General features: G+C 62.3%; 29 protein-coding genes and 1 tRNA gene. 17 read left to right on the plus strand and 13 right to left on the minus strand.

Annotated features, from left to right (window positions below; translation table 11 throughout):
* Together ACIOVF_RS05530 and ACIOVF_RS05535 are read left to right on the plus strand one after the other, a co-directional pair.
* Entirely contained in the window at nt 1–1,041 is a 1,041-nt protein-coding gene (locus ACIOVF_RS05530) for a FecCD family ABC transporter permease (RefSeq protein ID WP_401288072.1), read from the plus strand.
* Complete coding sequence (locus ACIOVF_RS05535) at nt 1,038–2,066, plus strand: FecCD family ABC transporter permease (RefSeq protein WP_401288075.1); 1,029 nt, start codon at nt 1,038–1,040, stop codon at nt 2,064–2,066. Before ACIOVF_RS05530 ends, ACIOVF_RS05535 begins: the two co-directional genes overlap by 4 nt.
* A gap of 59 nt (nt 2,067–2,125) precedes the next feature.
* Here the strand turns inward: ACIOVF_RS05535 and ACIOVF_RS05540 are convergent, their stop codons facing one another.
* Nucleotides 2,126–2,452, minus strand: a complete 327-nt coding sequence (locus ACIOVF_RS05540) for an Arc family DNA-binding protein (RefSeq protein ID WP_010226671.1) — start codon at nt 2,450–2,452, stop codon at nt 2,126–2,128.
* Between the two features lie 114 nt (nt 2,453–2,566).
* Between ACIOVF_RS05540 and ACIOVF_RS05545 the strand changes: the two genes are divergently transcribed.
* The gene (locus tag ACIOVF_RS05545) at nt 2,567–2,758 is read left to right on the plus strand and encodes a hypothetical protein (RefSeq protein WP_082075482.1); all 192 of its coding nucleotides are present in this window, start codon (nt 2,567–2,569) and stop codon (nt 2,756–2,758) included.
* Between the two features lie 36 nt (nt 2,759–2,794).
* Complete coding sequence (gene phnN / locus ACIOVF_RS05550) at nt 2,795–3,391, plus strand: phosphonate metabolism protein/1,5-bisphosphokinase (PRPP-forming) PhnN (protein WP_258664503.1); 597 nt, start codon at nt 2,795–2,797, stop codon at nt 3,389–3,391.
* 3 nt (nt 3,392–3,394) lie between these two features.
* On the opposite strand, the gene ACIOVF_RS05555 is transcribed toward phnN, so the two are convergent.
* Complete coding sequence (locus ACIOVF_RS05555) at nt 3,395–3,592, minus strand: hypothetical protein (RefSeq protein ID WP_045200194.1); 198 nt, start codon at nt 3,590–3,592, stop codon at nt 3,395–3,397.
* A gap of 293 nt (nt 3,593–3,885) precedes the next feature.
* On the opposite strand from ACIOVF_RS05555, the gene ACIOVF_RS05560 reads away from it, so the two are divergent.
* Together ACIOVF_RS05560 and ACIOVF_RS05565 are read left to right on the plus strand one after the other, a co-directional pair.
* A tRNA-Arg gene (locus ACIOVF_RS05560) sits at nt 3,886–3,962 on the plus strand.
* Between the two features lie 91 nt (nt 3,963–4,053).
* Complete coding sequence (locus ACIOVF_RS05565) at nt 4,054–4,431, plus strand: cytochrome c (protein WP_258597015.1); 378 nt, start codon at nt 4,054–4,056, stop codon at nt 4,429–4,431.
* A gap of 40 nt (nt 4,432–4,471) precedes the next feature.
* On the opposite strand, the gene ACIOVF_RS05570 is transcribed toward ACIOVF_RS05565, so the two are convergent.
* Complete coding sequence (locus ACIOVF_RS05570) at nt 4,472–5,494, minus strand: LLM class oxidoreductase (RefSeq protein ID WP_401288081.1); 1,023 nt, start codon at nt 5,492–5,494, stop codon at nt 4,472–4,474.
* 21 nt (nt 5,495–5,515) lie between these two features.
* Nucleotides 5,516–6,142 (minus strand): glutathione S-transferase family protein, encoded by a 627-nt coding sequence (locus tag ACIOVF_RS05575; protein ID WP_401288084.1) that lies wholly within the window; start codon nt 6,140–6,142, stop codon nt 5,516–5,518.
* A 117-nt stretch (nt 6,143–6,259) separates the two neighbouring features.
* On the opposite strand from ACIOVF_RS05575, the gene ACIOVF_RS05580 reads away from it, so the two are divergent.
* Nucleotides 6,260–7,150, plus strand: coding sequence for a LysR substrate-binding domain-containing protein (locus ACIOVF_RS05580; RefSeq protein ID WP_258610085.1), 891 nt, complete (start codon nt 6,260–6,262; stop codon nt 7,148–7,150).
* Here the strand turns inward: ACIOVF_RS05580 and ACIOVF_RS05585 are convergent.
* A complete protein-coding gene (locus ACIOVF_RS05585) occupies nt 7,102–7,695 on the minus strand; it encodes a hypothetical protein (protein ID WP_176794287.1) in 594 nt (197 codons plus the stop codon). The two genes, ACIOVF_RS05580 and ACIOVF_RS05585, sit on opposite strands and share 49 nt — an antisense overlap.
* A gap of 237 nt (nt 7,696–7,932) precedes the next feature.
* On the opposite strand from ACIOVF_RS05585, the gene ACIOVF_RS05590 reads away from it, so the two are divergent.
* A complete protein-coding gene (locus tag ACIOVF_RS05590) occupies nt 7,933–8,946 on the plus strand; it encodes a sensor domain-containing diguanylate cyclase (RefSeq protein WP_045200204.1) in 1,014 nt (337 codons plus the stop codon).
* Nucleotides 8,947–9,001: 55 nt separating this feature from the next.
* Here the strand turns inward: ACIOVF_RS05590 and lpdA are convergent, their stop codons facing one another.
* From lpdA to ACIOVF_RS05610, 4 genes are read right to left on the minus strand one after another with little or no spacing between them, the layout of a single operon-like run.
* Nucleotides 9,002–10,387 carry a dihydrolipoyl dehydrogenase gene (gene lpdA, locus ACIOVF_RS05595; RefSeq protein WP_093385671.1) on the minus strand — a complete coding sequence of 462 codons (1,386 nt, stop codon included), beginning with the start codon at nt 10,385–10,387 and terminating at the stop codon, nt 9,002–9,004.
* Nucleotides 10,388–10,389: 2 nt separating this feature from the next.
* Entirely contained in the window at nt 10,390–11,661 is a 1,272-nt protein-coding gene (locus ACIOVF_RS05600) for a dihydrolipoamide acetyltransferase family protein (RefSeq protein ID WP_045200207.1), read from the minus strand.
* Nucleotides 11,662–12,720, minus strand: coding sequence for an alpha-ketoacid dehydrogenase subunit beta (locus ACIOVF_RS05605; RefSeq protein WP_045200208.1), 1,059 nt, complete (start codon nt 12,718–12,720; stop codon nt 11,662–11,664).
* A gap of 1 nt (nt 12,721) precedes the next feature.
* Entirely contained in the window at nt 12,722–13,954 is a 1,233-nt protein-coding gene (locus ACIOVF_RS05610) for a 3-methyl-2-oxobutanoate dehydrogenase (2-methylpropanoyl-transferring) subunit alpha (protein ID WP_045200210.1), read from the minus strand.
* A 201-nt stretch (nt 13,955–14,155) separates the two neighbouring features.
* Here ACIOVF_RS05610 and bkdR point away from each other — a divergent pair, with 201 nt between their 5' ends.
* From bkdR to ACIOVF_RS05625, 3 genes are all read left to right on the plus strand, one after another.
* Nucleotides 14,156–14,641 carry a Bkd operon transcriptional regulator BkdR gene (gene bkdR / locus ACIOVF_RS05615; protein ID WP_045189126.1) on the plus strand — a complete coding sequence of 162 codons (486 nt, stop codon included), beginning with the start codon at nt 14,156–14,158 and terminating at the stop codon, nt 14,639–14,641.
* Between the two features lie 217 nt (nt 14,642–14,858).
* Entirely contained in the window at nt 14,859–16,100 is a 1,242-nt protein-coding gene (locus ACIOVF_RS05620) for a glutamine synthetase family protein (protein ID WP_258610699.1), read from the plus strand.
* Nucleotides 16,101–16,270: 170 nt separating this feature from the next.
* On the plus strand, nt 16,271–17,608 hold the full coding sequence (locus ACIOVF_RS05625; RefSeq protein ID WP_401288092.1) for an MFS transporter: 1,338 nt from the start codon (nt 16,271–16,273) through the stop codon (nt 17,606–17,608).
* A gap of 45 nt (nt 17,609–17,653) precedes the next feature.
* Here the strand turns inward: ACIOVF_RS05625 and ACIOVF_RS05630 are convergent, their stop codons facing one another.
* From ACIOVF_RS05630 to flgA, 4 genes are all read right to left on the minus strand, one after another.
* Nucleotides 17,654–18,397 carry a flagellar brake protein gene (locus ACIOVF_RS05630; protein ID WP_045200217.1) on the minus strand — a complete coding sequence of 248 codons (744 nt, stop codon included), beginning with the start codon at nt 18,395–18,397 and terminating at the stop codon, nt 17,654–17,656.
* Nucleotides 18,398–18,477: 80 nt separating this feature from the next.
* Nucleotides 18,478–18,945 carry a flagella synthesis protein FlgN gene (locus ACIOVF_RS05635; RefSeq protein WP_045200219.1) on the minus strand — a complete coding sequence of 156 codons (468 nt, stop codon included), beginning with the start codon at nt 18,943–18,945 and terminating at the stop codon, nt 18,478–18,480.
* Between the two features lie 45 nt (nt 18,946–18,990).
* Nucleotides 18,991–19,308, minus strand: coding sequence for a flagellar biosynthesis anti-sigma factor FlgM (gene flgM / locus ACIOVF_RS05640; RefSeq protein WP_045200221.1), 318 nt, complete (start codon nt 19,306–19,308; stop codon nt 18,991–18,993).
* Nucleotides 19,309–19,475: 167 nt separating this feature from the next.
* Nucleotides 19,476–20,228: a flagellar basal body P-ring formation chaperone FlgA gene (gene flgA / locus ACIOVF_RS05645; protein ID WP_045200223.1), complete on the minus strand. Its 753-nt coding sequence runs from the start codon at nt 20,226–20,228 to the stop codon at nt 19,476–19,478.
* A gap of 69 nt (nt 20,229–20,297) precedes the next feature.
* On the opposite strand from flgA, the gene ACIOVF_RS05650 reads away from it, so the two are divergent.
* The 6 genes from ACIOVF_RS05650 to flgE all read left to right on the plus strand — a co-directional run bounded on the left by ACIOVF_RS05650 (nt 20,298) and on the right by flgE (nt 25,297).
* Entirely contained in the window at nt 20,298–21,227 is a 930-nt protein-coding gene (locus ACIOVF_RS05650) for a chemotaxis protein CheV (protein ID WP_010224956.1), read from the plus strand.
* A gap of 52 nt (nt 21,228–21,279) precedes the next feature.
* Nucleotides 21,280–22,107: a protein-glutamate O-methyltransferase CheR gene (gene cheR / locus ACIOVF_RS05655; RefSeq protein ID WP_038996410.1), complete on the plus strand. Its 828-nt coding sequence runs from the start codon at nt 21,280–21,282 to the stop codon at nt 22,105–22,107.
* Between the two features lie 220 nt (nt 22,108–22,327).
* Nucleotides 22,328–22,735, plus strand: coding sequence for a flagellar basal body rod protein FlgB (flgB, locus tag ACIOVF_RS05660; RefSeq protein ID WP_038996408.1), 408 nt, complete (start codon nt 22,328–22,330; stop codon nt 22,733–22,735).
* A gap of 3 nt (nt 22,736–22,738) precedes the next feature.
* Complete coding sequence (flgC, locus tag ACIOVF_RS05665; protein WP_045200230.1) at nt 22,739–23,182, plus strand: flagellar basal body rod protein FlgC; 444 nt, start codon at nt 22,739–22,741, stop codon at nt 23,180–23,182.
* Nucleotides 23,183–23,197: 15 nt separating this feature from the next.
* On the plus strand, nt 23,198–23,941 hold the full coding sequence (gene flgD / locus ACIOVF_RS05670) for a flagellar hook assembly protein FlgD (protein WP_045200232.1): 744 nt from the start codon (nt 23,198–23,200) through the stop codon (nt 23,939–23,941).
* A 30-nt stretch (nt 23,942–23,971) separates the two neighbouring features.
* On the plus strand, nt 23,972–25,297 hold the full coding sequence (gene flgE, locus ACIOVF_RS05675) for a flagellar hook protein FlgE (protein WP_045200234.1): 1,326 nt from the start codon (nt 23,972–23,974) through the stop codon (nt 25,295–25,297).
* Nucleotides 25,298–25,364 lie beyond the last annotated feature (67 nt).

The following is a 25,364-nucleotide window of genomic DNA, read 5'->3' on the forward strand; positions in this document are numbered from 1 at the left end:
ATGGCGACTGCCGTGTTGCCCGCCATGGTTTTCAATCGCCAACGGCGCATGCGCTCATCGGGGCTGCTGTGCGGCCTGGGCGTGCTTGCGCTGGTCGCCGCCTGCAGCTTGCTGATCGGTTCGCGCAGCATCGCTCTTGGCGAAATCGCCGATGCCTTCTGGGCGTATGACCCACAGAACAATCAGCATCTGGTGATTCGCGAACTGCGTGCTCCGCGCACTCTGGTGGCGATTCTCGCAGGCCTGGCCCTGGGCGTGGCCGGGGCGCTGATGCAGGCGCTGACGCGTAACCCGCTGGCCGAACCCGGGCTGCTGGGCATCAACGCCGGTGCGGCGCTGGCAGTGATCATCGCTGTCACCCTGTTCAAGCTGGTGAGCATTGTCGAGTATGTCGGCTTTGCCTTTGCCGGCGCCGGGCTGGCCGGGGTTGCCGTGTTCGTCCTGGGCCAGGCCCACGAAACCGGGACCAATCCGGTGCGCCTGGTGCTGGCCGGGGCAGGCTTGTCGGTGATGCTGGTGTCGATCACTGGCATCATCCTGCTCAATGCTCCCCTTGAGGTATTCGACAGTTTTCGCAAATGGTCGGCAGGCTCGGTCGAGGGCAGCGGCTTGCAGACCCTTGGCGTGCTGGCGGTGGTCGTTGCAGTCGGGCTGGCGCTGGCCATCGCCATGGTCGGCAACCTCAATGCCATGGCCCTGGGCACTGATCTTGGCCAGGCGCTGGGCGTCAATCTTCGCGCCACCTGGCTGCTCGCGTGCCTGGCGGTGATGTTGCTGGCCGGGGCAGCAACAGCGGCGGCCGGGCCGATTGGTTTCGTCGGCCTGCTCGCGCCGCACCTGGCCCGGCGGCTGGTGGGGCCTGATTACCGCTGGATCCTGCCGTATGCCGGGTTGTTGGCGGCGATCCTGCTGCTGGGCGCCGATGTGATCGGTAGGGTCGTGGCGGCGCCAGCGGAAGTCGCGGCCGGGATCATTGCCCTGTTGATCGGCGGGCCGTTCTTCATCGTCATCGTGCGCAGGTTCCGGATGAGTCGGTCATGACGGGTGCGGTGCTGCGTCTGGGTCATTACTCGTTGCGTTGGCGGCCTCGGGTTGCGGTGGTGTGTGCGCTGTTGGCGCTACTGGCAGCAGGGCTGGCGATCATGTTGCTGGGCGTAGGTTCGTTGTCGCTGACACCAGGTCAGGTGTTTGACAGCCTGTTCGCAGGTGGTGGCAACCCGACCGCCGAGCGGATCATTCAACGGGTTCGCTTGCCGCGGGTACTGACGGCGCTGCTGGTCGGCGGCGCGCTGGGCATGGCCGGTTCAATTTTCCAGTCGATCTCGCGCAACGCCCTTGGTTCGCCGGATATCATCGGCTTTACCACCGGCGCTGCCAGCGGTGCCATCGTGCAGATCATCCTGTTTGATGCCGGCCCCCTGGGTACCTCGCTGGCGGCGGTGCTGGCGGGGGTGGGCACGGCCTTGCTGGTGTTCGTGCTGTCGATGCGTGGGCGCAGCACTGGTGGCTATCGCCTGGTGCTGGTGGGGATTGGCGTGGGGGCGATGCTCTCGGGGCTCAACACCGTACTGCTGGTGATGGGCGACCTTGACCGGGCGATGTCGGCGCAAATCTGGCTGGCCGGCTCGCTCAACACCCGGACCTGGTCTCACGTGCTGCCAGCAGCACTGGGTTTCATCGCCATCGTGCCCGTGGTGATTGGCCATGCGCGACACATCGACCTGTTGGAAATGGGCGATGACAGCGCCAGTCAGCTCGGCATTGCCCCGCAGCGTACGCGGCTGATCATGGTATTGGCGGCTGTGGGCTTGACCGCGATTGCCACGGCGGCAGCGGGCCCCATCGCCTTTGTCGCCCTGGCTGCCCCGCAACTGGCCAGGCGTTTGACCGCCGCACCAGAAGTGCCGCTGTTGTCTGGCGCGTTGATGGGCGCGGTGTTGTTGCTGGTGGCCGACCTGATCAGTCAGCGCCTGGCTTTCAATCTCAACCTGCCCATTGGCCTGACCACGGGTTTGCTCGGTGGTTTCTATCTGCTGTGGTTGTTGTCGCGCAGCAGGCGGGTTTGAGCCAGGCAATAAAAAAGGCCAATGCACGGGCATTGGCCTTGAGTGATTGAGCCACGCAATCAGGAAGCGTCAGCTGCCATCTCGGCGTCATGGGCAATCAACGACACCAGCGCGTTTTGCTGGCGATGGGAAAGCTGGCGGAAACGTTGCAGCAGTTCGCGTTCGTGCAGGGACAGTTCCGGGCTGTCCAGACGCATGCTCAGTTCTTCACCCAGCGCACCTTCCTGAATAAGGCTCTGCTCCAGGCGAGCGATGATTTCCGAGTTCATGCTGCGGTGGTGGTTGCGCGCTACCTCGGCAATGCGCTCACGCATTCCGTCGGGGAGGCGGACGACGAATTTGTCAGCGGTGCGGCTTGAGTAAATAGCCTGTTTCATTGGGCGCATATAATTGACCGGTTTAGTTCAGGGGGAAGCGGTTCTCGAAATTGGCCGCACGATGTCACTACGACCATCCCGGCGTCAAAATGTTCAACCTGAATTGTGAATGAGGCGTGAATCATGCCTCATTATCGCCGGTTCCTTGGCGTCAATTCTGTGACAAATATTGAACCGGATAAAGGCGTTTTGCCAGTACCAATTATCAGAAATGAGTACTGGTTTGAAAAGTTTTCATTTTCTCTTTTTCCGCGCCTGCAGACCTTCGTCGACAACGCCATGCATCAGGCAGAAAAGGCCATGGAAAGCGTCTAGAATGCGCGTGCTTTCCTACCATTGAGCATAGTGGCTATGCAGCATGACGCAAGCGCGACGCGGCGTACAGCGAACCCGGGTCGCCTGGTGTACCTAATGGGACCCTCGGGGGCTGGCAAAGATTCCCTTATCGATGCAGCGCGCGCTCAATTGCAGCGCCTGAACGTGCACATCGCCCGGCGGGTGATCACCCGCTCGGCCGAGGCCAAGGGTGAAGACGCCGTCGGTGTTTCCCTCGAAGAGTTCCAGCGCCTGAGCGCCGAGGGCGCCTTTGCCCTGCAGTGGCAGGCCAATGGCCTGGCCTATGGCATACCGGTGCAAATCGATGCCTGGCTGGCTGCAGGGCACGCGGTTTTGGTCAATGGCTCGCGCGCGCATCTGCAGCAGGCGCGTGAACGCTATCCCGACCTGTTGCCGGTGCTGCTGCGGGTCGACCATCACGTACTGCGCCAGCGCCTGCTGGATCGCGGCCGGGAAACTGCGCAAGACATCGAGCAGCGCCTGGCGCGGGCGCAGCAGGTGAGGGTAGAAGAAGGCGAGGTGCAAGTACTGGACAACTCCAGCTCGCTGGACGAGGCGGTGCAGCGCTTGCTTGGGCTGTTGCGCGAACAGGGTGTGCCTGGCCTGGGTTGAAGCCTAGAACGCCAGCCGTTCGCTGCTTGCAAGCGGTGCGCTTTGCACGTGCGCAGCCTGTGCGCCGAACACGGCCAGTTGCGCTTTCATCGCCGGTGCCGCATGGGCTTGTGCCGCAGTGGCGATGCTGTCGGGTTGCACGACCAGGCCAACCAGGGTAGCCAGGGCCAGGGCGTTGAGCAGAAGCAGGGTGCTGTTCATGGACATACTCCGCAAAGGCGGGGCGGGGCCCCGAGCCACGTGTCATGAACTAGACAATGCACACTGCATGCCAGCCTCTTTATCGTGTTTTATCCTTTAAAATCAGAGGCTTAAGCTGGTTTTTTGTGCGCTTTTGCGTGCAATCTGCAATGATGGCTGACTGCCTCATTGCAGATTGCACGATCCGTTGAAAAACCCACAGGCAAAAAGCCCCACGGATGACATGACAAATGCCGGCCTGCTGGTTAACATGCACGCCGTCCTTGCCGCGCGACGCCCGTTGCCGGCTCTGTGTCTCAGTAGCTCAATTGGATAGAGCATCCCCCTCCTAAGGGGAAGGTTGGCAGTTCGAACCTGCCCTGGGACACCATCTCACTTTCGCCTCTCTGGCCATTCTTCTGACTGCTGCGTTTCTTTGTGGCAACCGCGCAGCTGCATGAAGAGTCAATAAAGCCCTGAAAATGAAAAGACTAATCATCGCTGCGCTCGGGATTCTATCGTTGATTCAGGCATCCACGTCCTTGGCGGATAATGCCAATGGCAAACAGCTCTTTTTGCAACGATGCGCCATGTGCCATGGGGCAGACATCAAGGGGACCGGGCCCTTGGCGAACAAAAGCAACCCGCCCACCCCTGATCTGACCACCTCGGCATTCAAGAAACGCTTGAAAGACTACCCGGGCGTTATCGTCTCATCGGTAATACTTCGCCCCAACGGCGACTTGATCCCCAGAACGCTGCGCGAGAATGGTGTGAAGGTGGCGCCGTACGCTTGGCGAGTTCAGGATTTTCGCGATTTGAATCAATACATGAGTGCGGTGATTGGCAACACTCGATGATGCCTGGTGTCAGGCCGCAGCAACAGCTGCGGCCTGGGATCTACCAATCCTGGCGCAACGGCAACGGTCCTTCATGGGATGCAAATGACGGCAGCACTTCTTCTGCCAGCTCCTGAATCACCTCCGCCGCCGGGCGCTGGCAAAACTGAATGCCCAGTGCCGCATGATTGACCCCCGCATCCTGCCATTCCCCGAGCAGATCAATCAGCCCCTTGCGCCCGGTCCTCAGCACGTAGCCGCCCTGCATCGCCGTGCGTGGAAAATCGGGGTTGGCGTCCAGATCGATCCACTCGTTGGTCACGTGCGGGCGAAAGCCGCCGCCGGGAATGCTGTCGCGCCAGGCGCGGATTTTCTCGGCCAGGCGCCGGGGGCCGAGGATGTTTTCAGTCGCATCAGGAAAGGTCAGCCAGCCATCGGCCTGTTCGCCCAGCCACTGCATGGATTGGCGCGAGCTGCCGGTGACCAGCAGCGGGATGGCGCCGCCAACGGGCTTGGGCAGCAGTTGCGCGCCGCTCATTTGGCCGAGGGTTGATTCAATCGAGTGGTCGCCCTTGTGCAGCAGTTGGCGGAAATAGTTCACGGCCTCGGCAAAGCGTTCGCCGCGCTCGGCATGATCCAGACCGTAGGCGGGAAACTCCACCGGCCGATCCCCGGAAGCGATGCCCATCACCAGGCGCCCGCCTGACAGCTGGTCGATGGTGCAGGCGGCTTTGGCCAGGTCGATCGGGTGGCGCAAGGCGAAGATCGCGCTGCCCGTGGCCAGGGCGATGCGCCGGGTGTGCGCGGCCAGGTAGCTCAAGTAGGCAAAGGGGTCGAACAGTTGGCCGGCATCGCCGAAGTGCCGATCGTACAGCGGCACATCGCGCACCCAGACGCCGGCGAAGCCCAGGCGGTCGATGTCGCTGACCAGCGCGGCCTGGCCAGTGAGCACGGCCATGTCGCCGCGATAGAAGCGCAGCGGCAGGAAGATCCCCAGGGTCAGGCGGTCGGCGGCGAACATGCGTCGATAGCCAGGGTGGTGGGCGAAGGCGTGGGCGCTGGCGCCGTTCAGGGTTGGGTTCATCGATTAATTCCTTTTAGTCCTTCAGGGGCCGGTTGCGGGGGCGGGCAGGCGGATGCCGCGCTGCACGGCAGGGCGTTGACTGACGCGTTCATGCCAGGCGCTCAGGTGTCGGTAGTGGCTGAAATCAAAGTCGATGATCCGGGCGATATGGGTCCAGCCGAAGGTGGCGATGTCGGCGATCGAGTAACTGCTGCCCGCCAGCCAGGGCCGGCCGGTCAGGCGCTGGTCGAGGGGGCTGAACACCTCTTCGCTCAGGCGCCGGTAGCGGGCGATGGCTGCGGGGCAGGGCTGTTCGGCGAACCGTTCGAAGTGCACGCGCTGGCCGAGAATCGGCCCCATGCTCGCCGCGTGAAACTGCAACCAGGTGATGGCCGCCCAGCGTTCACGGGGGGAATCGGGCAGCAGTCGTGCGCTCTTGTCGGCCAGGTACAAAAGGATAGATGCTGACTCAAACAGAGTGACATCGCGCTCGAGATCAACCAGCACCGGAATGCGGCCATGAGGGTTGAGTGCGAGAAACTCAGGCAGGCGATGCTCGCCATGGTCGATCTGTACATGCTTGAGGGTGTAGGGCAGCCCCAGCTCTTCGAGGGCGATGGTGATCTTGAAGCCATTAGGTGAGCTATCGCTATACAGAATTAGCGGCATGGGCTTTCTCTTCAGGAGTGATCAGAGACGGGCTATGCTAGGCGCGCCGGGGCTGCTTGAAAAACGATCAATCCTGCGCTTTGGCGATAGTTTTTCTAAACCATGGAGAGGGTGAAAATGGGCGCAGTTCTACCGTTGTTGGCATTGCGGGCCTTCACTGAAGCGGCCCGGCTGGGCAGCCTCAAGGCCGCCGCGGCGCACATGGGGGTTACGCCTGGGGCGGTCAGCCAGCAGGTGCGCCTGCTCGAGGAGCGCATGGGCGTGGTGCTGTTCGTGCGCGGTCGCCATGGCGTGCACCTTAGCGAAGCCGGTGCGCGGGTGTACCCGGGGCTGCTCAGGGGATTCGATCAGATCGAGGCGTCGCTGGCGTTGCTGGAGCAACTGGCGCCAGGCAAGGCTCTGACCATCAGCACCGTACCGTCGTTTGCCGCCTCCTGGCTGGTGCCGCGTTTAGGGCGCTTCAACGCCTTGCACCCGCAGATCGAAGTGCGCGTCGAGGCCTCGGCCAAGCTGGTGGATTTTCACCGCGAGCGCATTGACGTCGCCCTGCGCCATGGCCTGGGGCAGTATCCGGGGCTGGAGTCCGTGCGCCTGATGGCGCCGGTTTTGCTGCCGGTGGCCAGCCCGCAGTTGCTGGCCCAAGGGCCGGCCGTGAAACGGCCCGCCGATTGCCTGAAGTACCCGTTGTTGCACGATGCCGATCGCGCCGACTGGATGCTCTGGCTGCAGGCCCATGGCGTTGCCGAGGACCCGCGGGCAGCACGCGGTGCGAGTTTCGAGGATGACCTGCTGTTACTGCGTGCCGCGGCTGCAGGCCAGGGCATCGCCCTGGTGCAGGACACCCACGCGGCTGAAGACCTGGCCAGCGGCAAGCTGCAGCTGGCCCTCGACAAACCCTGGCCAGCGCGTTTTGCCTACTACCTGGTGTGCCGTCAGGACGCCTTGCAGCGCCCCGAGGTTCAGGCCTTCGCCGATTGGGTCAGGGCCGAGGCTGACGCCAGGTCCTGATCCTTTGCGTCATCGCTGCCGCCCTGGGTGGCGGTCAGGTTGGCCACCAGCTTGGCTGACATCGCCGGGCCTTGCAGTTCGGAGTTCAGGCTGGCCAGCGACTCAAGCTCGGTCTGCTTTTTCATCTGCTCGGCAATCTTGCGCTCGATCTTGTCCTTTTCCGCCGGCGGCAGGGCTTCGAACTCTTCCTGGCTGATGCCCAGCTCATTGAGCAGCTTGAGCTTGATCTTCTCTGCCGGGCTCAGGGCCATGTACTCGCGAAATTGCTGGGCAGCGCTCTTGCCGGTTTCGCTGGCGCTGATTGTGGCTTGCTCGCGCATGTCCACGTCGGGGTTCTGCAGTTGCACCTTGAGTTTGGCGAAGGCTTCCTCGCGGGCGTCTTCGGCACTTTGCTGGGAGGTGTTGGCCTGGCTTTGCTGCTGGCGGTTGGCACTGCTGGTTGGCACCGGCGGGCGGAACTGGGCCTGTTCGGCGGCGGCTTCGGCCACGCCACGGGTCGGGTTGATGACTGGCGTGTGGACGCCGAGGGCATTGATGCTACTCACCTGATCACTCTCCTTGATGGATGCAAGTTGACCTTCGATCGATGGCAAGTCTTGTGCCAGCTCTGCTGACAGGCTTACGCGCTAGTATATACAGGGGGTGGCGCTGTACGGCGGCTGGTGAATCGGCGCATGCTTTGCCCCGAAGAGGTAAACCCTTGCCGTCAGCGGCAAGTCATTTCAAACCGGCAGCACCAACATCCGGCTGGGGCGTAGTTGCCTGGACAAGGGAGATCGTCCATGACTCAAACGTCAGACACACCACCATTGAAGGCCCCGCTGGGCGACTTCAGGGAAGAACAGTTGCACACCCTGCTGGACCTGATCAGCGACGGTATCTGGGACTGGAATGCCAATACCGGCTACGTCTACCGCAACCCCGGCTGGTACCGGATGCTCGGCTACCCCAGCCACTCGCTGGACAACACCGTACTGACCTGGGAAGGCGTGATCCACCCCGAGGACTACCCGCGGGTGATGAGCCATTTCGAGGACTACATCAGCGACCGCTCCGACCAGTACCGCATCGAGTACCGTTGCCGTTGCCAGGACGGCAACTTCCTGTGGATCGAGGACAGCGGTCACATCATTGAGCGCAACCCGGATGGTTCGGTGGCGCGGATGCTCGGCGCTCATCGCAATATCGACGATGGCAAGCGCCTGGTCGAGCAACTGCAGCTGGAAAACCTGTCGCTGGAAGCGCAGATCGCCGAGCGCACCCGCGAGCTGTCGTGGGTCAACCAGCAACTGCAGCGCCAGCTCGACGAGAACCGCGACCTGGCCGAACGCGATGCGCTGACCTTGGTGGCCAACCGTTACCGCCTGGAAAAGGTCCTGCAGCAAGAGTGCGAGCGGGCACGGCGGTTTCGCCAGCCGCTGGCGCTGATTGTCATGGATATCGACGACTTCAAGCCGATCAACGATCAGTATGGCCATGCCCAGGGTGACCAGGCGCTGATCGCATCGGTTGAGCGGATCAAGGTTTGCCTGCGTGCCGGTGACTTGCTGGCACGCTGGGGCGGTGATGAGTTCGTGGCAGTGCTGCCGGGCACCCAGCGCGAAGAGGCATTGCAACTGGCGCGGCAGATTCGCCAGGCGCTGGAGCAGGCGCCGCCGGTGGGCGAGCGATTGCTGACCATGAGTTATGGCGTGGTCGAATGGCTGGAGGGTGAAGGGCAAGCGCAATTGCTGGGCCGCGCGGACCAGGCGCTGTACCGGGCCAAGGCGGCTGGCAAGGATGAGATCGGTGAATGAAAAAGGACCCGCTGCACGGGGCAGCGGGTCAAATCGGCCTCAGCCGCTTCAGTGTCTACAGATGCAGGGCGTGGCCCAGGGCGCGTAGCGCCGCTTCCTGCACCGCCTCACCCAGGGTCGGATGAGCGTGGATGGTACCGGCCACATCTTCCAGGCAAGCGCCCATCTCCAGTGACTGGGCAAAGGCTGTGGACAGTTCCGAGACGCCCACGCCAACCGCTTGCCAGCCAAGGATCAGGTGGTTGTCCCGACGGGCGACCACGCGCACGAAGCCGCTTTTCGATTCCAGGGTCATGGCCCGGCCGTTGGCGGCGAACGGGAACTGCGTGACGATGCAGTCCAGGCCCTCCTGCTCGACCTGTTCCGGGGTCTTGCCGACGACCACCAGTTCCGGGTCGGTGAAGCACACCGCGGCAATCGCGGCCGGCTCGAAGCGCCGCGATTTTCCGGCAATGAGTTCGGCAACCATCTCACCCTGGGCCATGGCCCGGTGGGCGAGCATCGGTTCACCGCTGATATCGCCGATGGCCCAGACGTTGAGCATGCTGGTCTGGCATTGCTCGTCGATGGCCACCGCCGAGCCGTTCATCTTCAGCGCCAGGCTTTCCAGGTTGAAGCCCTGGGTACGTGGCTTGCGGCCGACCGCGACCAGCACCTGGTCGGTGCTCAGTTGCAGCAGTTCGCCTTCGGGCGTGCGCACCTGCAAGGCCTGGTGGCCGGCATCGAAGCCTTCGACGCTGTGCTTGAGGTAGAGCTTGATCCCCAGCTTCTTGATCGACTCGGCCACCGGCGCGGTCAGTTCGCTGTCGTAGGTCGGCAGGATGCGCTCGCGGGCTTCGACCACGCTGACCTCGACGCCGAGCTTGCGGTAGGCGATGCCCAGCTCCAGGCCGATGTAACCACCGCCGACCACGGTCAGGTGCTTGGGCAGGGTTTTCGGGGCCAGAGCTTCAGTGGAGGAGATGATCGGGCCGCCCAATGGCAGCATCGGCAGTTCAACGCTGCTGGAACCGGTGGCCAGCAACAGGTGTTCGCACTGGATGCGCTGGCCGTCGACCTCGACGTGCTTGCCGTCGAGAATTTTTGCCCAGCCATGGATCACCTTGACCCCGTGCTTTTTCAGCAGGGCGGCGACGCCGCTGGTCAGGCGATCGACGATACCGTCTTTCCAGGCCACGCTCTGGGTGATGTCCAGGCTCGGTGGCGAGACCTTGATGCCCAGGTTCGACTGCTGGCTGTGCTGCTGGGTCTGGTGGAACTGCTCGGCGACGTGAATCAGCGCTTTGGACGGAATGCAGCCGATGTTCAGGCAGGTGCCACCCAGGGCCTGGCCTTCGACCAGTACCGTGGGAATGCCCAGCTGGCCGGCGCGAATGGCGGCGACGTAGCCGCCGGGGCCGCCGCCGATGATCAGCAGGGTAGTGTTGAGCGTCTGTTGCATGGTCACTCCACAAACAGGCTGGCAGGTTGTTCGAGCAGGCCGCGGATGGCCTGGATGAAGAGTGCCGCGTCCATGCCGTCGACCACCCGGTGATCGAACGAGCTGGAGAGGTTCATCATCTTGCGAATGACGATCTGGCCATTGATGACCATCGGCCGTTCAACCATGCGGTTGACCCCGACAATCGCCACTTCCGGGGTGTTGACCACCGGCGTCGAGACGATGCCGCCAAGGGCGCCGAGGCTGGTCAGGGTGATGGTCGAGCCTGACAGTTCTTCACGGCTGGCCTTGTTGCCGCGGGCGGCATTGGCCAGGCGCACGATCTCGCCGGCGTTGCTCCACAGGCTGCCGGCTTCGGCGTGGCGCAGCACCGGCACCATCAGGCCGTTGTCGCCCTGGGTGGCGATGCCGACATGCACTGCGCCGTGGCGGGTGATGAGCTGGCCTTCATCGTCGTAGGTGGCGTTGATCTGCGGGAACTCGCGCAGGGCAACGACCATGGCGCGCACCAGGAATGGCAGCAGGGTCAGCTTGCCACGGCTGTCGCCCCACTTCTTGTTCAAGTGCAGGCGCAGCTCTTCAAGGGCGGTGACGTCGATTTCCTCGACGTAGCTGAAGTGGGCGACGCGGCGCTTGGCATCCTGCATGCGCTGGGCAATCTTGCGGCGCAGGCCGATCACCGGGATCTGCTCGCTGTCGCTGCGTTTGGCGTACCCGCCCGGGGCACTCTGGGTGCTGGTGGTGGGCTGGGCCAGGAAGGCGTCGAGGTCGTCGTGCAGGATGCGCCCGGCCGGGCCGCTGCCGTGTACGTAGCGCAGCTCGATACCAGCGTCCAGCGCGCGCTTGCGCACCGCGGGCGAGGCCAGTGGGCGGTCGTGGGCTTGGCGCGGGACGATGGCGGCGGGCTGGTGGGCCGAGGCTGCGGGGGCAGCAGCAGGCACTGATGCAGCAGGTTTCGGCTCGGGTTCAGGGGCCTTGGCGGTGACTGCGGGGGCCTCTTCGCGGGGCAAGCCCGCTCCTACGTTGCCGGCGCCTTCGACTTCGATGCGGATCAGCTCGCTGCCGACCGCCATGACTTCACCGGGCTGGCCGCCCAGGGCCAGGACCTTGCCGCTGACCGGCGAAGGGATTTCGACGGTGGCCTTGTCGGTCATGACATCGGCCACGACCTGATCTTCTGTGACGGTGTCGCCAACTTTGACGAACCATTCCACCAGTTCAACTTGTGCGATGCCTTCACCGATATCCGGCATCTTGATGACGTGCGTGCCCATTCAGACCTCCATGACCCGTTTCAATGCCGCGCCCACTCGCGAAGGGCCGGGGAAATACGCCCACTCCTGCGCGTGCGGGTAGGGGGTATCCCAGCCGGTGACGCGTTCGATCGGGGCTTCGAGGTGATGGAAGCAGTGTTCCTGGACCAGCGCGATCAGCTCGGCGCCAAAACCGCAGGTGCGCGTGGCTTCATGCACCACCACACAGCGGCCGGTCTTTTTCACCGAGGCGACGATGGTTTCCAGGTCCAGCGGCCACAGGCTGCGCAGGTCGATGACTTCGGCGTCGACGCCGGTTTCTTCAGCGGCCACCTGCGAGACATAGACGGTGGTGCCGTAGGTCAGCACGGTGACGTCCTTGCCCGGGCGGGTGATCGCCGCCTTGTCCAGCGGTACGGTGTAGTAGCCATCCGGCACGGCGCTGGCCGGGTGTTTCGACCATGGCGTTACCGGGCGGTCGTGGTGGCCGTCGAACGGGCCGTTGTACAGGCGCTTGGGCTCGAGGAAAATCACCGGGTCGTCGTTCTCGATCGAGGCGATCAGCAGGCCCTTGGCGTCATAGGGGTTGGACGGCATCACGGTGCGCAGGCCGCAGACCTGGGTGAACATCGCCTCGGGGCTCTGGCTGTGCGTCTGGCCGCCGTAGATACCACCACCGCAAGGCATGCGCAGGGTCAGCGGGGCGACGAACTCGCCGGCCGAGCGATAGCGCAGGCGGGCCATTTCCGAAACGATCTGGTCGGAGGCCGGGTAGAAGTAGTCGGCGAACTGGATTTCCACCACCGGGCGCAGGCCGTAGGCACCCATGCCCACGGCGGTGCCGACGATGCCGCTTTCGGAGATCGGTGCATCGAACACCCGCGACTTGCCGTACTTGGTCTGCAGGCCTTCGGTGCAACGGAACACGCCACCGAAGTAGCCGACGTCCTGGCCATAGACGACTACGTCTTCATCGCGCTCTAGCATGATGTCCATGGCCGAGCGCAGGGCCTGGATCATGGTCATGGTGGTGGTCGCCATGGCGGTTTCCAACTGGATTGAAGTGTTGTGATCGTTCATGTCAGATCCCCAGTTCCTGGCGCTGCCGGCGCAGGTGCTCCGGCATCTCCTTGTAGACATCCTCGAACATAGACGCCGGGCTTGGCATCTGGCCACCGGCCAGGGTGCCGTACTGTTCGGCTTCTTTCTGCGCCTTGATGATCTCGGCTTCGAGCTCGGCGCTGACCGCCTGGTGCTCTTCCTCGGACCAGTGACCGATGGCGATCAGGTGCTGTTTGAGGCGGGCGATCGGGTCGCCCAGGGGGAAGTGACTCCAGTCGTCGGCCGGGCGGTACTTGGACGGATCGTCCGAGGTCGAGTGCGGGCCGGCGCGGTAGGTGACCCATTCGATCAGCGTCGGACCCAGGCCGCGGCGGGCGCGTTCGGCGGCCCAGCGTGAAGCGGCGTAGACAGCGATGAAGTCGTTGCCGTCGACACGCAAGGAGGCAATGCCACAACCTACGCCACGCCCGGCGAAGGTGGTCGACTCACCGCCGGCGATGGCCTGGAAGGTCGAGATCGCCCACTGGTTGTTGACCACGTTGAGGATCACCGGCGCGCGGTAGACGTGGGCGAAGGTCAGGGCGGTGTGGAAATCCGATTCGGCGGTGGCGCCGTCACCGATCCAGGCCGAGGCGATCTTGGTATCGCCCTTGATGGCCGAAGCCATGGCCCAGCCGACCGCCTGGACGAACTGGGTCGCCAGGTTGCCGCTGATGGTGAAGAAGCCGGCTTCGCGCACCGAGTACATGATCGGCAGCTGACGACCCTTGAGCGGATCGCGCTCGTTGGACAGCAGCTGGCAGATCATCTCTACCAGCGACACGTCGCGGGCCATGAGGATGCTTTGCTGGCGGTAGGTGGGAAAGCACATGTCGCTGCGGTTCAGGGCCATGGCCTGGCCGCTGCCGATGGCTTCTTCACCCAGGCTCTGCATGTAGAACGACATCTTCTTCTGCCGCTGGGCAACCACCATGCGGCTGTCGAACAGCCGGGTCTTGAGCATGGTGCGCATGCCCTGGCGCAGGACTTCGGGGCTGACGTCCTCGGCCCAGGGGCCCAGGGCATTGCCCTTGTCATCCAGCACCCGGATCAGGCTAGAGGAGATGTCCGCGGTATCGGCGGCTTCTACATCGACGGGAGGTTTACGAACCTGACCGGCATCGGTCAGACGCAGGTAGGAGAAATCAGTCTGGCAGCCTGGCCGGCCTGTAGGCTCGGGCACATGCAAACGCAGGGGGGCGTACTCGTTCATGCTTTTTTACGCTCGCTCTGTCTTGTGTTTTTGTTGAGCTTTGAAGCGGTCGCTGCTGACACCCGGCTTGTGACCAGGGAGTCAGTCTTGTCCTACATGATATTCCGGCGCCTGAAGAATATTTTTCTCAACTTCGTTGCCTTTGCCTCGGCTAGCGGATAAACATTCCTTATAAAGACAAAAAACAGGTGATTTTCTCTCATGCGCAAACTGGATCGTACGGATATCGGCATTCTCAACAGCCTCCAGGAAAATGCCCGTATCACCAACGCCGAGCTGGCGCGCTCGGTGAATCTCTCGCCAACCCCCTGCTTCAACCGGGTCAAGGCCATGGAGGAACTTGGGGTGATTCGCCAGCAGGTGACCCTGCTGGCGCCGGAGGTGCTGGGCCTGGATGTCAACGTGTTCATCCATGTCAGCCTGGAGAAACAGGTCGAGCAATCGCTGCATCGCTTCGAAGAAGAAATCGCCGAGCGCCCGGAGGTCATGGAGTGCTACCTGATGACCGGTGACCCGGATTACCTGCTGCGCGTGCTGTTGCCCAGCATCCAGGCCCTGGAGCGTTTTCTCGACTACCTGACCCGCCTGCCGGGGGTGGCCAACATCCGTTCGAGTTTTGCCCTTAAGCAGGTGCGCTACAAGACCGCGCTGCCGCTGCCAGCCAATGGCCTGACCCTGCCAGGTTAGCCCGTGTAGATAATTACGATCACATCGTCCGTTTGGCGCTTGAAATTTCGAACGGCCGGTGCCTATGTTGTAGCCGTCGCCGTTCCCGGCATGCGAAAACAACAAGGATAGAGTCATGACGACCAATGGCCAAAACTCTCTCGCCGAGCGATTGACGGGCATTGATGAGATCGAGTGCATTACCCCGGATCTCAATGGTGTACCGCGCGGCAAGGTGATGACCGCTGAAGGCTTTGTTGAAGGCCGGCGCCTGCAGATGGCCCGCGGTGTGCTGCTGCAATGCATCATGGGCGGGTACCCGGCGGCGCGTTTCTATGGCAGCGACGACGGCGACCTGGCGCTGGTCGCCGACCCGCAGCATATCTATCGCCTGCCCTGGAGCGACGAGCCACGGGCCCTGGCGATTTGCGATGCGCTCGAGCTTAGCGGTGAAAGCTCCGGGCTCTCCAGTCGAGGCCTGCTCAAGGCGGTTATTGCCCGTTACGCCGCCCGTGGCCTGGCGCCGGTGGTGGCGACGGAACTCGAGTTTTTTGTCTTCGCCCCCAACAGCGATCCCAACCAGCCGTTTTTGCCGCCGCTGGGCAAGGATGGTCGACGCGAAGAAGGTCATTCGGCGTTCAGTGTCAGTTCCAACAACGGCCTGCGCCCGTTCTTCAGCGAGGTCTATCGCTGCATGGCGGCACTGGGCCTGCCGCGCGATACCTTCATGCACGAAATGGGCGTCAGCCAGTTCGAGATCAACCTGCTGCACGGCGATCCGCTGTTGCTGGCCGACCAGACCCTGTTGTTCAAGCACCTGCTCAAGGAAGTCGCGCTCAAGCATGGCCTGACCGTGGTGTGCATGGCCAAGCCCCTGGCGCATACGCCGGGCAGTTCCATGCACATTCACCAGAGCGTGGTGGCGGTGGAGGGCGGGGGCAATGTCTTCAGCGATGCCGAGGGCAAGCCGACCCCGGCGTTCTATCACTTCATTGGCGGCCAGCAGGCGTGCATGGCCGACTTCACCGCCTTGTTTGCGCCGAACGTGAACTCCTACCAGCGCCTTTGCCACCCCTACGCATCACCGAACAATGCCTGCTGGTCCGAAGACAACCGCGCCGCCGGCCTGCGCATTCCGGCCAGCTCGCCAGTGGCGCGGCGGGTCGAAAACCGCTTGCCAGGCGCCGACACCAACCCTTACCTGGCAATTGCCGCCAGCCTCGCCGCGGGGCTTTATGGCATCGAGCAGCAGCTCGAACCGACGCCGGCGATCCAGGGCGAATTCGAGGTGCCGGATCATTTGAGCCTGCCATGTACCTTGCATGCGGCCCTGGAGCGTCTGAAGCGTAGCGAGCTTGCGCGGGAACTGTTCGGCAAGGAGTTCATCGAAGGCTACATCGCCACCAAGACCCTGGAGCTGACCAGCTTCTTCGATGAGATCACCCCGTGGGAGCGCCGCGTGCTGGCCGCGCAGGCATAACCGGCGAGGCGTTTTTGCCGGGGCAATCGCTCAGTTTCAAGGCAGGTGGCAGCGGTGTTGGTAAACACCCTGTCACCTGTTTTTTTATCTGCATCAACTGCAAGGCGGTTATTTTCACTTATGCTTTCAAGCAGTTTTTCCACCAGCTCAAGGAGCCGTTCGGGACGCTGATGCGACAGATCTGGAAGTCTTTTCGCGCGCTGTATTTCGCTGCGCTGATGATGTTGATCGGCTCCGGCTTGTTGAGTACCTACCTGGCCTTGCGCCTGGCTGCCGATCATGTCGACAGCCTCTGGGTCGGTGCGCTGATGGCCGCCAACTATTTCGGCCTGGCCCTGGGCGGCAAGATCGGCCACCGGCTGATTGCCCGGGTCGGGCATATCCGTGCCTATGCCACCTGCGCCGGCATTGTCGGCGCGGCGGTGCTCGGCCATGGCCTGGTCAGCTGGTTGCCGGCCTGGGTGCTGCTGCGGGTCATCGTCGGCCTGGGGATGATGTGCCAGTACATGGTCATCGAAAGCTGGCTCAACGAGCAGGCCGATGCCAAGCAGCGAGGCGCGGTGTTCAGCGGCTACATGATCGCCTCGTACCTGGGCCTGGTGCTCGGCCAGTTGATCCTGGTGGCGCACCCGCAGCTGGGTCTTGAACTGCTGATGCTGGTCGCCATGTGCTTCGCCCTGTGCCTGGTGCCGGTGGCACTCACCCGACGGATTCACCCGGCGCCATTGCGGCCGGCACCGATGGAGCCGCGCTTCTTTATCAAGCGGGTGCCGCAGTCGTTGAGTACGGTGCTGGGTGCCGGCTTGATCGTCGGTTCCTTCTACGGCCTGGCGCCGCTGTATGCGTCCAAGCAGGGGCTGAGCACCGAGCAGGTCGGTCTGTTCATGGGCTGCTGCATTTTCGCCGGGCTGCTGGTGCAGTGGCCGCTGGGCTGGTTGTCTGATCGCTACGACCGGGCCTTGCTGATTCGTAGCGTTGCCGTGGGCCTGGCGATTGTTGCCTTGCCGCTGGCGATCATGCCATCAGTGCCGCTGGAGGTACTGTTTGTCGCAGGCTTTGCCGTGTCGCTACTGCAGTTCTGTCTGTACCCGCTGGCGGTGGCGTTTTCCAACGACCACGTCGAGAGCGAGCGGCGGGTGTCGCTGACGGCGATGCTGCTGGTGACCTATGGCGTGGGCGCGAGTATCGGGCCGCTGGTGGCCGGGGTATTGATGAAGGTGCTGGGCAATCAGATGCTCTATGCCTTCTTCGTCTTCTTTGCCCTGGTGCTGGTCTGGCGGATCCGCCCGAAAGCGGTTACCGGCTTGCACCAGGTCGACGATGCGCCGCTGCATCACGTGGCCATGCCGGCGGCAGGTTCGCCGTTGTCGGCGGCGCTGGACCCACGGGTTGACGAGCAGGTGGTGCAGGATCAGATGCAGACGCCGGTGGCGGCTGAGGATACCGAGGCGCAGGATCGGGATGACGCTGAGGTTGTGGCTGAAGAGGTCAAGCCGACACAGGTGTGATGCCATCGCGGGGCCCGTGGGAGCGGGCCCCGCGATGGGGTCGACTCAGTAGTCGTCTTTATCGAAGCGCCGCGCTTCACGCTGCAGCTGGTAAACGAAAGTTTCCACCTTGCGCTGCATCTGCCCGTTGAGGTTGTGAAAGCGCACGCCGGCGAAGGTGGCGTTGATGCGCTCTTCGAAATGCAGATGACGCAACTCGACCTCGACCTGGGACAAGCCCAGCGGTGCACCGCTGGCGAACTTCTCGTAAACCTGGCCCAGTTGCAGGCGCTCTTCGACATTGCCTTCAAAGCGCAGCTTGCAGCCGGTTGCGGAAATATCCAGCAGCTTGCCGCGCAATGCGCCATTGCCCTTGAGCTTTTCGCCGTCGAGCACGACGTCCACCAGTTGCGTTAGCTTCAGCGCTGCACGAAAGGCATTGCGACGCTGATGGTAGGCGACTTCAGTGGGCAGGGTGCCGCGGTAGCAGCGATGACCATCTTCCTCGACAATGCTCAGCGGTGTGTTGCATTCCCAGGCGATACGCACGCCATCATGAAAGCCTTCAACGCGAAATGGTTCGCCATTCTGCAGATAGCGTTCGCCGTCACGAGGGATCATTTCATCAAGGGCCAGGCGATTGCCTTCGCGGTCGACCTCGACCACATAGCTTTGAAAACGCTGGCTGCGTTCGTGGAAAGTGATGATCAGTGGGTCATGGCTCTCTTGCAGCGACCGCAAGTTGGCGGCAATTTCCAAAGGAGTAGTGAGCACCTTCGGAGGCTGCGGAGCTTCTGCTTCATTGAACACGGTTAATCATTCTCCAGGCAAAAACGTCACACGCAAGTTACGGCATTTTGCCAGTATGTTCCGTGCCTTGATACAGGGAATCAAGCCTGGCTCAACGCCCGCGGCTTGGCGAGGGGGGAGGTGGCCCCGCGGCTGTCATAGAGCGACGGTGCTTCGCCGCCCATGAGGATTCTGATCTGGTTGGCGGTAGTGCTCTGCTGGATCTGGATCGAGCGGCCGTTGCGCTCGTTGACCGCCTGGCAGTCAGCCAGCAGTTGGCCAAGCACATCCAGTTGTTGCAGCAGCAGGTCACCGAAAGAGGAGTTGCTGGCCAGTTGGGCGACACCTTCGCGGTCCTGGGACAGGCCCAGGCCGGCAAGCAGTTCACTGCGCTGGCGGCCATGCTGATCGAGCAGGATCACCAGCGACTGCTTGCGCGCCAGGATGTTTTCCAGCAGCGGCATGTCGCGGCCGTGCAGGGCAACGTTCTCGGTCTGCAGCAATTCGAGCAGTTCTTGCGCTGGAGCAATATCGTTTTCGATCAGTTGCAGCAGAGTAGTGTCGTGCATGGCTGGCTCTTTGGTTCAAGCGTCCTGAAGTCAGCGCGCCAGGGGCTAGCGCTGGGCTTCGAAATTAAGCAGTTTGCTGGCGACGCGGTTGCTGTCGACCTGGTAGCTGCCGTCGGCGATAGCCTGTTTCAACTCGGCCACCCGGGCGCTGTTGACAATCGGCTGGTCGCGCAGCTTGTCGCTGACCTTTTGCAACTGCTGGGCCTCGTGGCTGAGGTGTACGGTTTCCCCGCTGGCGCTGCTCTCAGCAACGCTGCCGGCCTTGGCCGAAGCTGCGCTGGCGGTGCTTTCCTGGCTGCTGCCAGTGCGCACGCCGCCGGCAACCGACGGGGAGTTATTCAAACGACTGAAGTCGATGACCATGATCAGAAAACCTCTGGGTGTTTGGACGCTTGCCTTGTTTTCGGCCAACCCGAAAGAAACTTTAGGCGCAAATGCTCAAAGGCGTGCGCGGCCGGTTCGGGGCATCCAATGGACACAGTTTAGGAAAAGCAGTTCCTGATCGCCAGCATTGATATTGATTCAGCGCTCTACATGGCCACTTCCACCTGACCCGGTCCGGTCACCCTGGCCTTGACCACCCGCTTGGAGTTGAGGTTGCGCACGCGGATCTGTTCGCTCAGGCCGCCCTTGCTCAGCGCTTCGCCTGGCATGCGCACAGCCAGGCTGCCGCTGCGAGCGGTGATCACCACCTGGTCGCCTTTGCGCACCACTTCGGCCTGCTCCAGGTGCTGGGGGGTGAGGACCTGATCCATGACCGTTGGTCGGATAACCTTGAGCCCCACCGCCTGGTCGAGGCTGGCGAGAAAACCCTGGTTGAGCATGCCTACGTCGCGTTCGCGCAGGGCGACGTCCTGTTCGCCGACGACGCTGTCGCGCTTGAGCGGACGGACCACGGTCACCACGTTGCGAAAAAGACGTACCTGGGCGGGCACGAACACCGTCCACGGTGAGCTGCCGTCGCAGCGAACCCGCACGGTCACGCGGCCCAGCGGCTGCGCCGGGCTCTCCAGCGAAGCGCCCAGTTGCTGGTCGCACAGTGGCATGCGCAGGCGCGGGTCGAGGTTGTTGACCTGGATCTCGTAGCGGCCTTCGGTCTGGCTGGTGGCCAGGTAGTCTTCTACGGTGAATTCAAGAAACCCTTGGGTGACACCGATAAGCTGTTCAGGCAAGGTGAAAGCGTCAGCCAGAGTTCGAACGCCAGGGGCCGCGAGGCACAGCGCAGCAAGGAAGCCGGGCAGGTGGCGGGTCAGGCGTCGGAAAAATGTCGTTTTCATGTTCATACGATTAAAAAAAGCAAAGCGCGTGCCGACTGGGTACGAAGCTCGAAGCGTTTGGTGAAGGAGTCTGGCATGGCTGGTGTAATGGATTCGGTGAACCAGCGCACGCAACTGGTAGGGCAAAACCGCCTGGAGCTGCTGTTGTTCCGTCTCAATGGCGAGCAGCTCTACGGCATCAACGTGTTCAAGGTAAGGGAAGTGCTGCAGTGTCCGAACCTGACCGTTATGCCCAAATCCAGCCCCGTCGTGCGCGGTGTCGCGAATATTCGTGGGGCAACCATCCCGATCCTCGATCTGGCGATGGCGACCGGGATGCCCGGTCTGAGTGAAGAAACCAGCAAGAGTTTCGTCATCATCACCGAGTACAACACCAAGACCCAGGGGTTTCTGGTGCATTCGGTGGAGCGCATCGTCAACATGAACTGGGAGGAGATCCATCCACCACCCAAGGGTACTGGGCGCGATCACTACCTGACGGCGGTGACCCGGGTTGACAACAAGATGGTCGAGATCATCGACGTGGAGAAGATCCTCGCCGAAGTGGCGCCGACCTCCGAGGCGATCTCCGCCGGCGTGGTCGATGCCGAAGTGCAGGACAAGGCAGTGATGCTGCGAGTGCTGACGGTCGATGACTCGTCGGTGGCACGCAAGCAGGTCAGCCGTTGCCTGCAGACCGTTGGCGTCGAAGTGGTGGCGCTCAACGACGGTCGCCAGGCGCTCGACTACCTGCGCAAGCTGGTCGACGAGGGCAAGCGGCCGGAGGAAGAATTCCTGATGATGATCTCCGACATCGAGATGCCGGAGATGGACGGCTACACCCTGACCGCCGAGATTCGCAGCGACCCGCGCATGCAAAAGTTGCACATCATCCTGCATACTTCGCTTTCCGGGGTGTTCAACCAGGCGATGGTCAAGAAGGTCGGTGCTGATGACTTCCTGGCCAAATTCCGCCCGGACGACCTCGCCCAGCGCGTTGTTGATCGGATCAAGGCCACGCACTAACGGCCGGGGGCCTTTGCCCCTGGCGGTACATACGATTTAAGAGGCGGCATCATTGTCTACGGGTAATTTGGATTTCGAACAGTTCCGGGTCTTCCTGGAAAAAGCCTGTGGCATCCTGCTGGGCGAAAATAAGCAATACCTGGTCTCCAGCCGTCTCAACAAGCTGATGGAACAGCAGGGCATCAAGTCCCTGGGCGAACTGGTGCAGCGTATCCAGAGCCAGCCGCGCAGCGGTTTGCGCGAGCAGGTGGTCGATGCCATGACCACCAACGAAACCCTCTGGTTTCGCGACACCTATCCGTTCGAAGTGCTGAAGAACAAGGTTTTGCCCGAGCAGATCAAGGCCAACCCCGGCCAGCGCCTGCGCATCTGGTCGGCTGCCTGTTCGTCGGGTCAGGAGCCGTACTCGATCTCCATGGCCATCGACGAGTTCGAGCGCAGCAACATCGGCCAGTTGAAGATGGGGGCGCAGATCGTCGCCACCGACCTCTCCGGCTCGATGCTGACCAATTGCAAGACCGGTGAGTACGACAGCCTGGCGATTGCCCGCGGCCTGTCCCAGGAGCGCCTGCAGCGCTACTTTGATGTCAAGGGGCCGGGGCGCTGGGCGGTCAAGGCGCCGATCCGCAGCCGTGTCGAGTTCCGCTCGTTCAACCTGCTGGACAGTTATGCGAGCCTGGGCAAGTTCGACATCGTGTTCTGTCGCAACGTGCTGATCTACTTCTCGGCCCAGGTCAAGAAGGACATCCTGCTGCGCATTCACGGCACGCTCAAGCCGGGAGGCTACCTGTTCCTGGGTGCTTCTGAAGCGCTCAACGGTTTGCCGGATCACTACCAGATGGTCCAGTGCAGCCCGGGGATCATCTACCAGGCCAAGTAGGCTTTAGCGGCAAGCTTCAAGCGGCAAGAAAGAGAGCCGCTCGCGCGCCGCCTGGCTTTTTCTTGCCGCTTGAAGCTTGCCGCTTGCCGCTCTTTTGCCACTTTTCTGGCATTGCCGCTGGCGGCAAACTCCTCAAAGCCCCGTATTTACGGGGTTTTGTTTTTTGGCATGGCTCTTGCTCTGACACAGTCAACGAAAAACCTTCGAAGGTTTCCACGACATGAGCATCAGCTTCGACAAAGCGCTCGGCATCCACGAAAAGGCATTGGGCTTTCGCGCCCAGCGTGCCGAGGTGCTGGCCAACAACATCGCCAACGCCGACACGCCAAACTACAAGGCGCGCGACATGGACTTCGCTTCGGTGCTGGCGGCGCAGGCCGAGCAGACCAGCAAGGGCCATTTCGCACTGGATCGTACCAACGCCCGGCACATCGAGGCCGAAGGCCTGAGCATGGGCGACGAGACCTTGCAGTACCGCACGCCGATGCAGCCGTCGATCGACCAGAACACCGTCGATGCCCAGCTCGAGCAATCGAGCTATGCGGAAAACGCCGTGGGTTTCCAGGCCAGCTTCACGCTGCTCAACAGTAAATTCAAAGGGCTGGTATCGGCCCTGCGCGGAGAGTAAGTCATGTCCCTCGCCAGTGTCTTCAACATTGCCGGTAGCGGCATGAGCGCCCAGACCACGCGTCTGAATACCGTCGCTTCGAACATCGCCAACGCCGAGACCGTCTCGTCGAGCATCGACCAGACCTACCGCGCCCGTCACCCGGTATTCGCCACCACCTTCCAGCAGGCCCAGGCCGGCGTCAGCCAGTCGCTGTTTCAGGACCAGGACGCTGCCGGCCAGGGCGTGCAGGTGCTCGGCGTGGTCGAGGACCAGAGCAACCTTGAGGCGCGCTACGAGCCGAACCATCCGGCGGCGAACAAGGACGGCTACGTCTACTACCCGAACGTCAACGTGGTGGAAGAGATGGCTGACATGATCTCCGCCAGCCGCTCGTTCCAGACCAACGCCGAGCTGATGAACACGGCCAAATCCATGATGCAGAAGGTCCTGACCCTGGGTCAGTGATAAAGGACTAAGCCAATGGCAAGTGTTAATGACCCAACAGCCGGCGTAAGCCTGAACGACGTCATCAAGGCGTCGGGCAAGAAAAACAGCGAAACCAGCGCCAACAGCGCCGCCGGTATCGCCTCGGCCACCAACAGCAAGACCGGCGCCAACAAGCAGGCACTGGGCAAGGACGCGTTCCTGCAGTTGCTGGTGACCCAGATGCAGCACCAGAACCCGCTCGATCCGCAGGACAACAGCGAATTCGTGGCCCAGCTGGCGCAGTTCAGCAGCCTGGAAGGCATCACCTCGCTGAACGAGTCGGTGACCGCGATTTCCGGCAACTACAAGTCCTCGCAGGCACTGCAGGCCTCGTCGCTGGTCGGTCGCTCGGTGATCGCCCAGACCGACAAGGCCGTGGTCGACACCACCAAGAGCTTCAACGGTTCGGTGGTGGTCCCGCAGGCGCTCAGCAATGCCACCGTCACCATTACCGACAAGGATGGCAAGCTGGTCAAGACCATCGACATGGGGGCACAGAAGGCCGGCAATGCTGCTTTCGTCTGGGACGGTACCAACGACAAGGGCGAGAAAGTCGACCCGGGTACCTACACCTTTGCCGCCAAGACCACCGTCGAAGGCAAGCAGCTGGACATGTACACCATGCTGCCGGCCACCGTCAGCAGCGTCACCATCAGTCAGACGGGTGGCGAGATGATGCTCAATCTCGCCGGCCTGGGCAGTATCGCCCTGTCCAAAGTCCAAACCATCGGTATATAGAGCCGGCTAACGCGGCACAAGGAGTGAAAGATGTCATTCAATATCGGCCTTAGCGGTCTCTATGCAGCCAACAAGCAACTGGACGTGACCGGCAACAACATCGCCAACGTCGCCACCACCGGTTTCAAATCGTCGCGCGCAGAATTCGCCGACGTCTACTCGGCCAACAAGCTCGGCGTCGGTACCAACAACATCGGTAACGGTGTGCGCCTGGCCGCGGTATCGCAGCAGTTCACCAATGGCGATATCACCAACACCGGCAACGTGCTGGACATGGGTATCCAGGGTCAGGGCTTCTTCGTGCTGAGCGACAACGGTGCGCTCAGCTACACCCGTGCCGGTGCCTTCCAGACCAACAAGGACAACTATGTCGTCACTGCTGACGGCCTGCGCCTGCGCGGCTACGGCGTTGATGAAAACGGCAAGATCATCAATGGCGTGCTGACTGACCTTAAGATCGACACCTCGGCGCTGGCGCCAAAGAGCACCACCGCGATCGATCAGGGCCTGAACCTGAACTCGTCGGACAAGGTCATTCCGGCGACCACCACCTTCAGCCCGACCGACGAAAACAGCTGGAACAAGACCTTCGCCACCAAGATCTACGACAGCCAGGGTAACGAGCACGTCATGGATCAGTACTACGTCAAGACCGGGACCAATACCTGGAAGTCGTACACCCTGATCGATGGCCGCAACCCGCTGAACCCTGCCGAAGAGCCGCCAAAGGCGCTGGAAGGCACCATCGTGTTCAACTCCGACGGTAGCGTCAAGAGCATGACTGCCGGCGCTGCGGGCTCGGGCTACGAAGTGGTCAACAAGGTCTTCAAGCTGACCGGCTGGATTCCTGCCGAGGTGACCAACGCCAGTGCCAAGCCACCGGTCTGGGGTTCCAACGGTTCGGCTGCCAATGCTGGCGGTATCGCCATCGACATGACCGACACCACCTCGTACAACACCCCGACCACGCGCCTGTCGCAAAGCCAGGACGGTTACGCTACCGGTATCCTGTCGAGCCTGAGCATCGACTCCAGCGGCGTGATGTTCGCAAGCTTCAGCAACCAGCAGTCGCGCGCCATCGGCCAGGTCGCGATTGCCAGTTTCGCCAACGAGCAAGGCCTGCAGCCTATGGGTGGTACTCGCTGGACCGAAACCTACTCCTCGGGTATCCCGGGTATCGATGCACCGAAAACCGGTACCCTGGGCGCCATCGCTTCCAACTCGCTGGAGGCGTCCAACGTCAACCTGACCAACGAGCTGGTCGAGCTGATCAAGGCGCAGAGCAACTACCAGGCTAACGCCAAGACCATCTCGACCCAGAGCACCATCATGCAGACCATCATCCAGATGGCCTGATGCGGGTGTAAGGTAGTTGGTATAAACAGACCCCTTTCTCGGAAGGGGTCTTGTATTTCGGGGGTGT

This window comes from Pseudomonas sp. NPDC087612 (assembly GCF_044743505.1).
GTDB lineage: Bacteria > Pseudomonadota > Gammaproteobacteria > Pseudomonadales > Pseudomonadaceae > Aquipseudomonas.

Excerpts from the sequence above, each read along its gene's own strand:
- ACIOVF_RS05530 (WP_401288072.1), top strand. The coding sequence starts at position 1 with ATGGCGACTGCCGTGTTGCCCGCCATGGTTTTCAATCGCCAACGGCGC.
- ACIOVF_RS05535 (WP_401288075.1), top strand. The coding sequence starts at position 1,038 with ATGACGGGTGCGGTGCTGCGTCTGGGTCATTACTCGTTGCGTTGGCGG.
- ACIOVF_RS05540 (WP_010226671.1), bottom strand. The coding sequence starts at position 2,452 with ATGCGCCCAATGAAACAGGCTATTTACTCAAGCCGCACCGCTGACAAA.
- ACIOVF_RS05545 (WP_082075482.1), top strand. The coding sequence starts at position 2,567 with ATGCCTCATTATCGCCGGTTCCTTGGCGTCAATTCTGTGACAAATATT.
- phnN (WP_258664503.1), top strand. The coding sequence starts at position 2,795 with ATGCAGCATGACGCAAGCGCGACGCGGCGTACAGCGAACCCGGGTCGC.
- ACIOVF_RS05555 (WP_045200194.1), bottom strand. The coding sequence starts at position 3,592 with ATGAACAGCACCCTGCTTCTGCTCAACGCCCTGGCCCTGGCTACCCTG.
- ACIOVF_RS05565 (WP_258597015.1), top strand. The coding sequence starts at position 4,054 with ATGAAAAGACTAATCATCGCTGCGCTCGGGATTCTATCGTTGATTCAG.
- ACIOVF_RS05570 (WP_401288081.1), bottom strand. The coding sequence starts at position 5,494 with ATGAACCCAACCCTGAACGGCGCCAGCGCCCACGCCTTCGCCCACCAC.
- ACIOVF_RS05575 (WP_401288084.1), bottom strand. The coding sequence starts at position 6,142 with ATGCCGCTAATTCTGTATAGCGATAGCTCACCTAATGGCTTCAAGATC.
- ACIOVF_RS05580 (WP_258610085.1), top strand. The coding sequence starts at position 6,260 with ATGGGCGCAGTTCTACCGTTGTTGGCATTGCGGGCCTTCACTGAAGCG.
- ACIOVF_RS05590 (WP_045200204.1), top strand. The coding sequence starts at position 7,933 with ATGACTCAAACGTCAGACACACCACCATTGAAGGCCCCGCTGGGCGAC.
- lpdA (WP_093385671.1), bottom strand. The coding sequence starts at position 10,387 with ATGCAACAGACGCTCAACACTACCCTGCTGATCATCGGCGGCGGCCCC.
- ACIOVF_RS05600 (WP_045200207.1), bottom strand. The coding sequence starts at position 11,661 with ATGGGCACGCACGTCATCAAGATGCCGGATATCGGTGAAGGCATCGCA.
- ACIOVF_RS05605 (WP_045200208.1), bottom strand. The coding sequence starts at position 12,720 with ATGAACGATCACAACACTTCAATCCAGTTGGAAACCGCCATGGCGACC.
- ACIOVF_RS05610 (WP_045200210.1), bottom strand. The coding sequence starts at position 13,954 with ATGAACGAGTACGCCCCCCTGCGTTTGCATGTGCCCGAGCCTACAGGC.
- bkdR (WP_045189126.1), top strand. The coding sequence starts at position 14,156 with ATGCGCAAACTGGATCGTACGGATATCGGCATTCTCAACAGCCTCCAG.
- ACIOVF_RS05620 (WP_258610699.1), top strand. The coding sequence starts at position 14,859 with ATGACCGCTGAAGGCTTTGTTGAAGGCCGGCGCCTGCAGATGGCCCGC.
- ACIOVF_RS05625 (WP_401288092.1), top strand. The coding sequence starts at position 16,271 with ATGCGACAGATCTGGAAGTCTTTTCGCGCGCTGTATTTCGCTGCGCTG.
- ACIOVF_RS05635 (WP_045200219.1), bottom strand. The coding sequence starts at position 18,945 with ATGCACGACACTACTCTGCTGCAACTGATCGAAAACGATATTGCTCCA.
- flgM (WP_045200221.1), bottom strand. The coding sequence starts at position 19,308 with ATGGTCATCGACTTCAGTCGTTTGAATAACTCCCCGTCGGTTGCCGGC.
- flgA (WP_045200223.1), bottom strand. The coding sequence starts at position 20,228 with ATGAACATGAAAACGACATTTTTCCGACGCCTGACCCGCCACCTGCCC.
- ACIOVF_RS05650 (WP_010224956.1), top strand. The coding sequence starts at position 20,298 with ATGGCTGGTGTAATGGATTCGGTGAACCAGCGCACGCAACTGGTAGGG.
- flgB (WP_038996408.1), top strand. The coding sequence starts at position 22,328 with ATGAGCATCAGCTTCGACAAAGCGCTCGGCATCCACGAAAAGGCATTG.
- flgC (WP_045200230.1), top strand. The coding sequence starts at position 22,739 with ATGTCCCTCGCCAGTGTCTTCAACATTGCCGGTAGCGGCATGAGCGCC.
- flgD (WP_045200232.1), top strand. The coding sequence starts at position 23,198 with ATGGCAAGTGTTAATGACCCAACAGCCGGCGTAAGCCTGAACGACGTC.
- flgE (WP_045200234.1), top strand. The coding sequence starts at position 23,972 with ATGTCATTCAATATCGGCCTTAGCGGTCTCTATGCAGCCAACAAGCAA.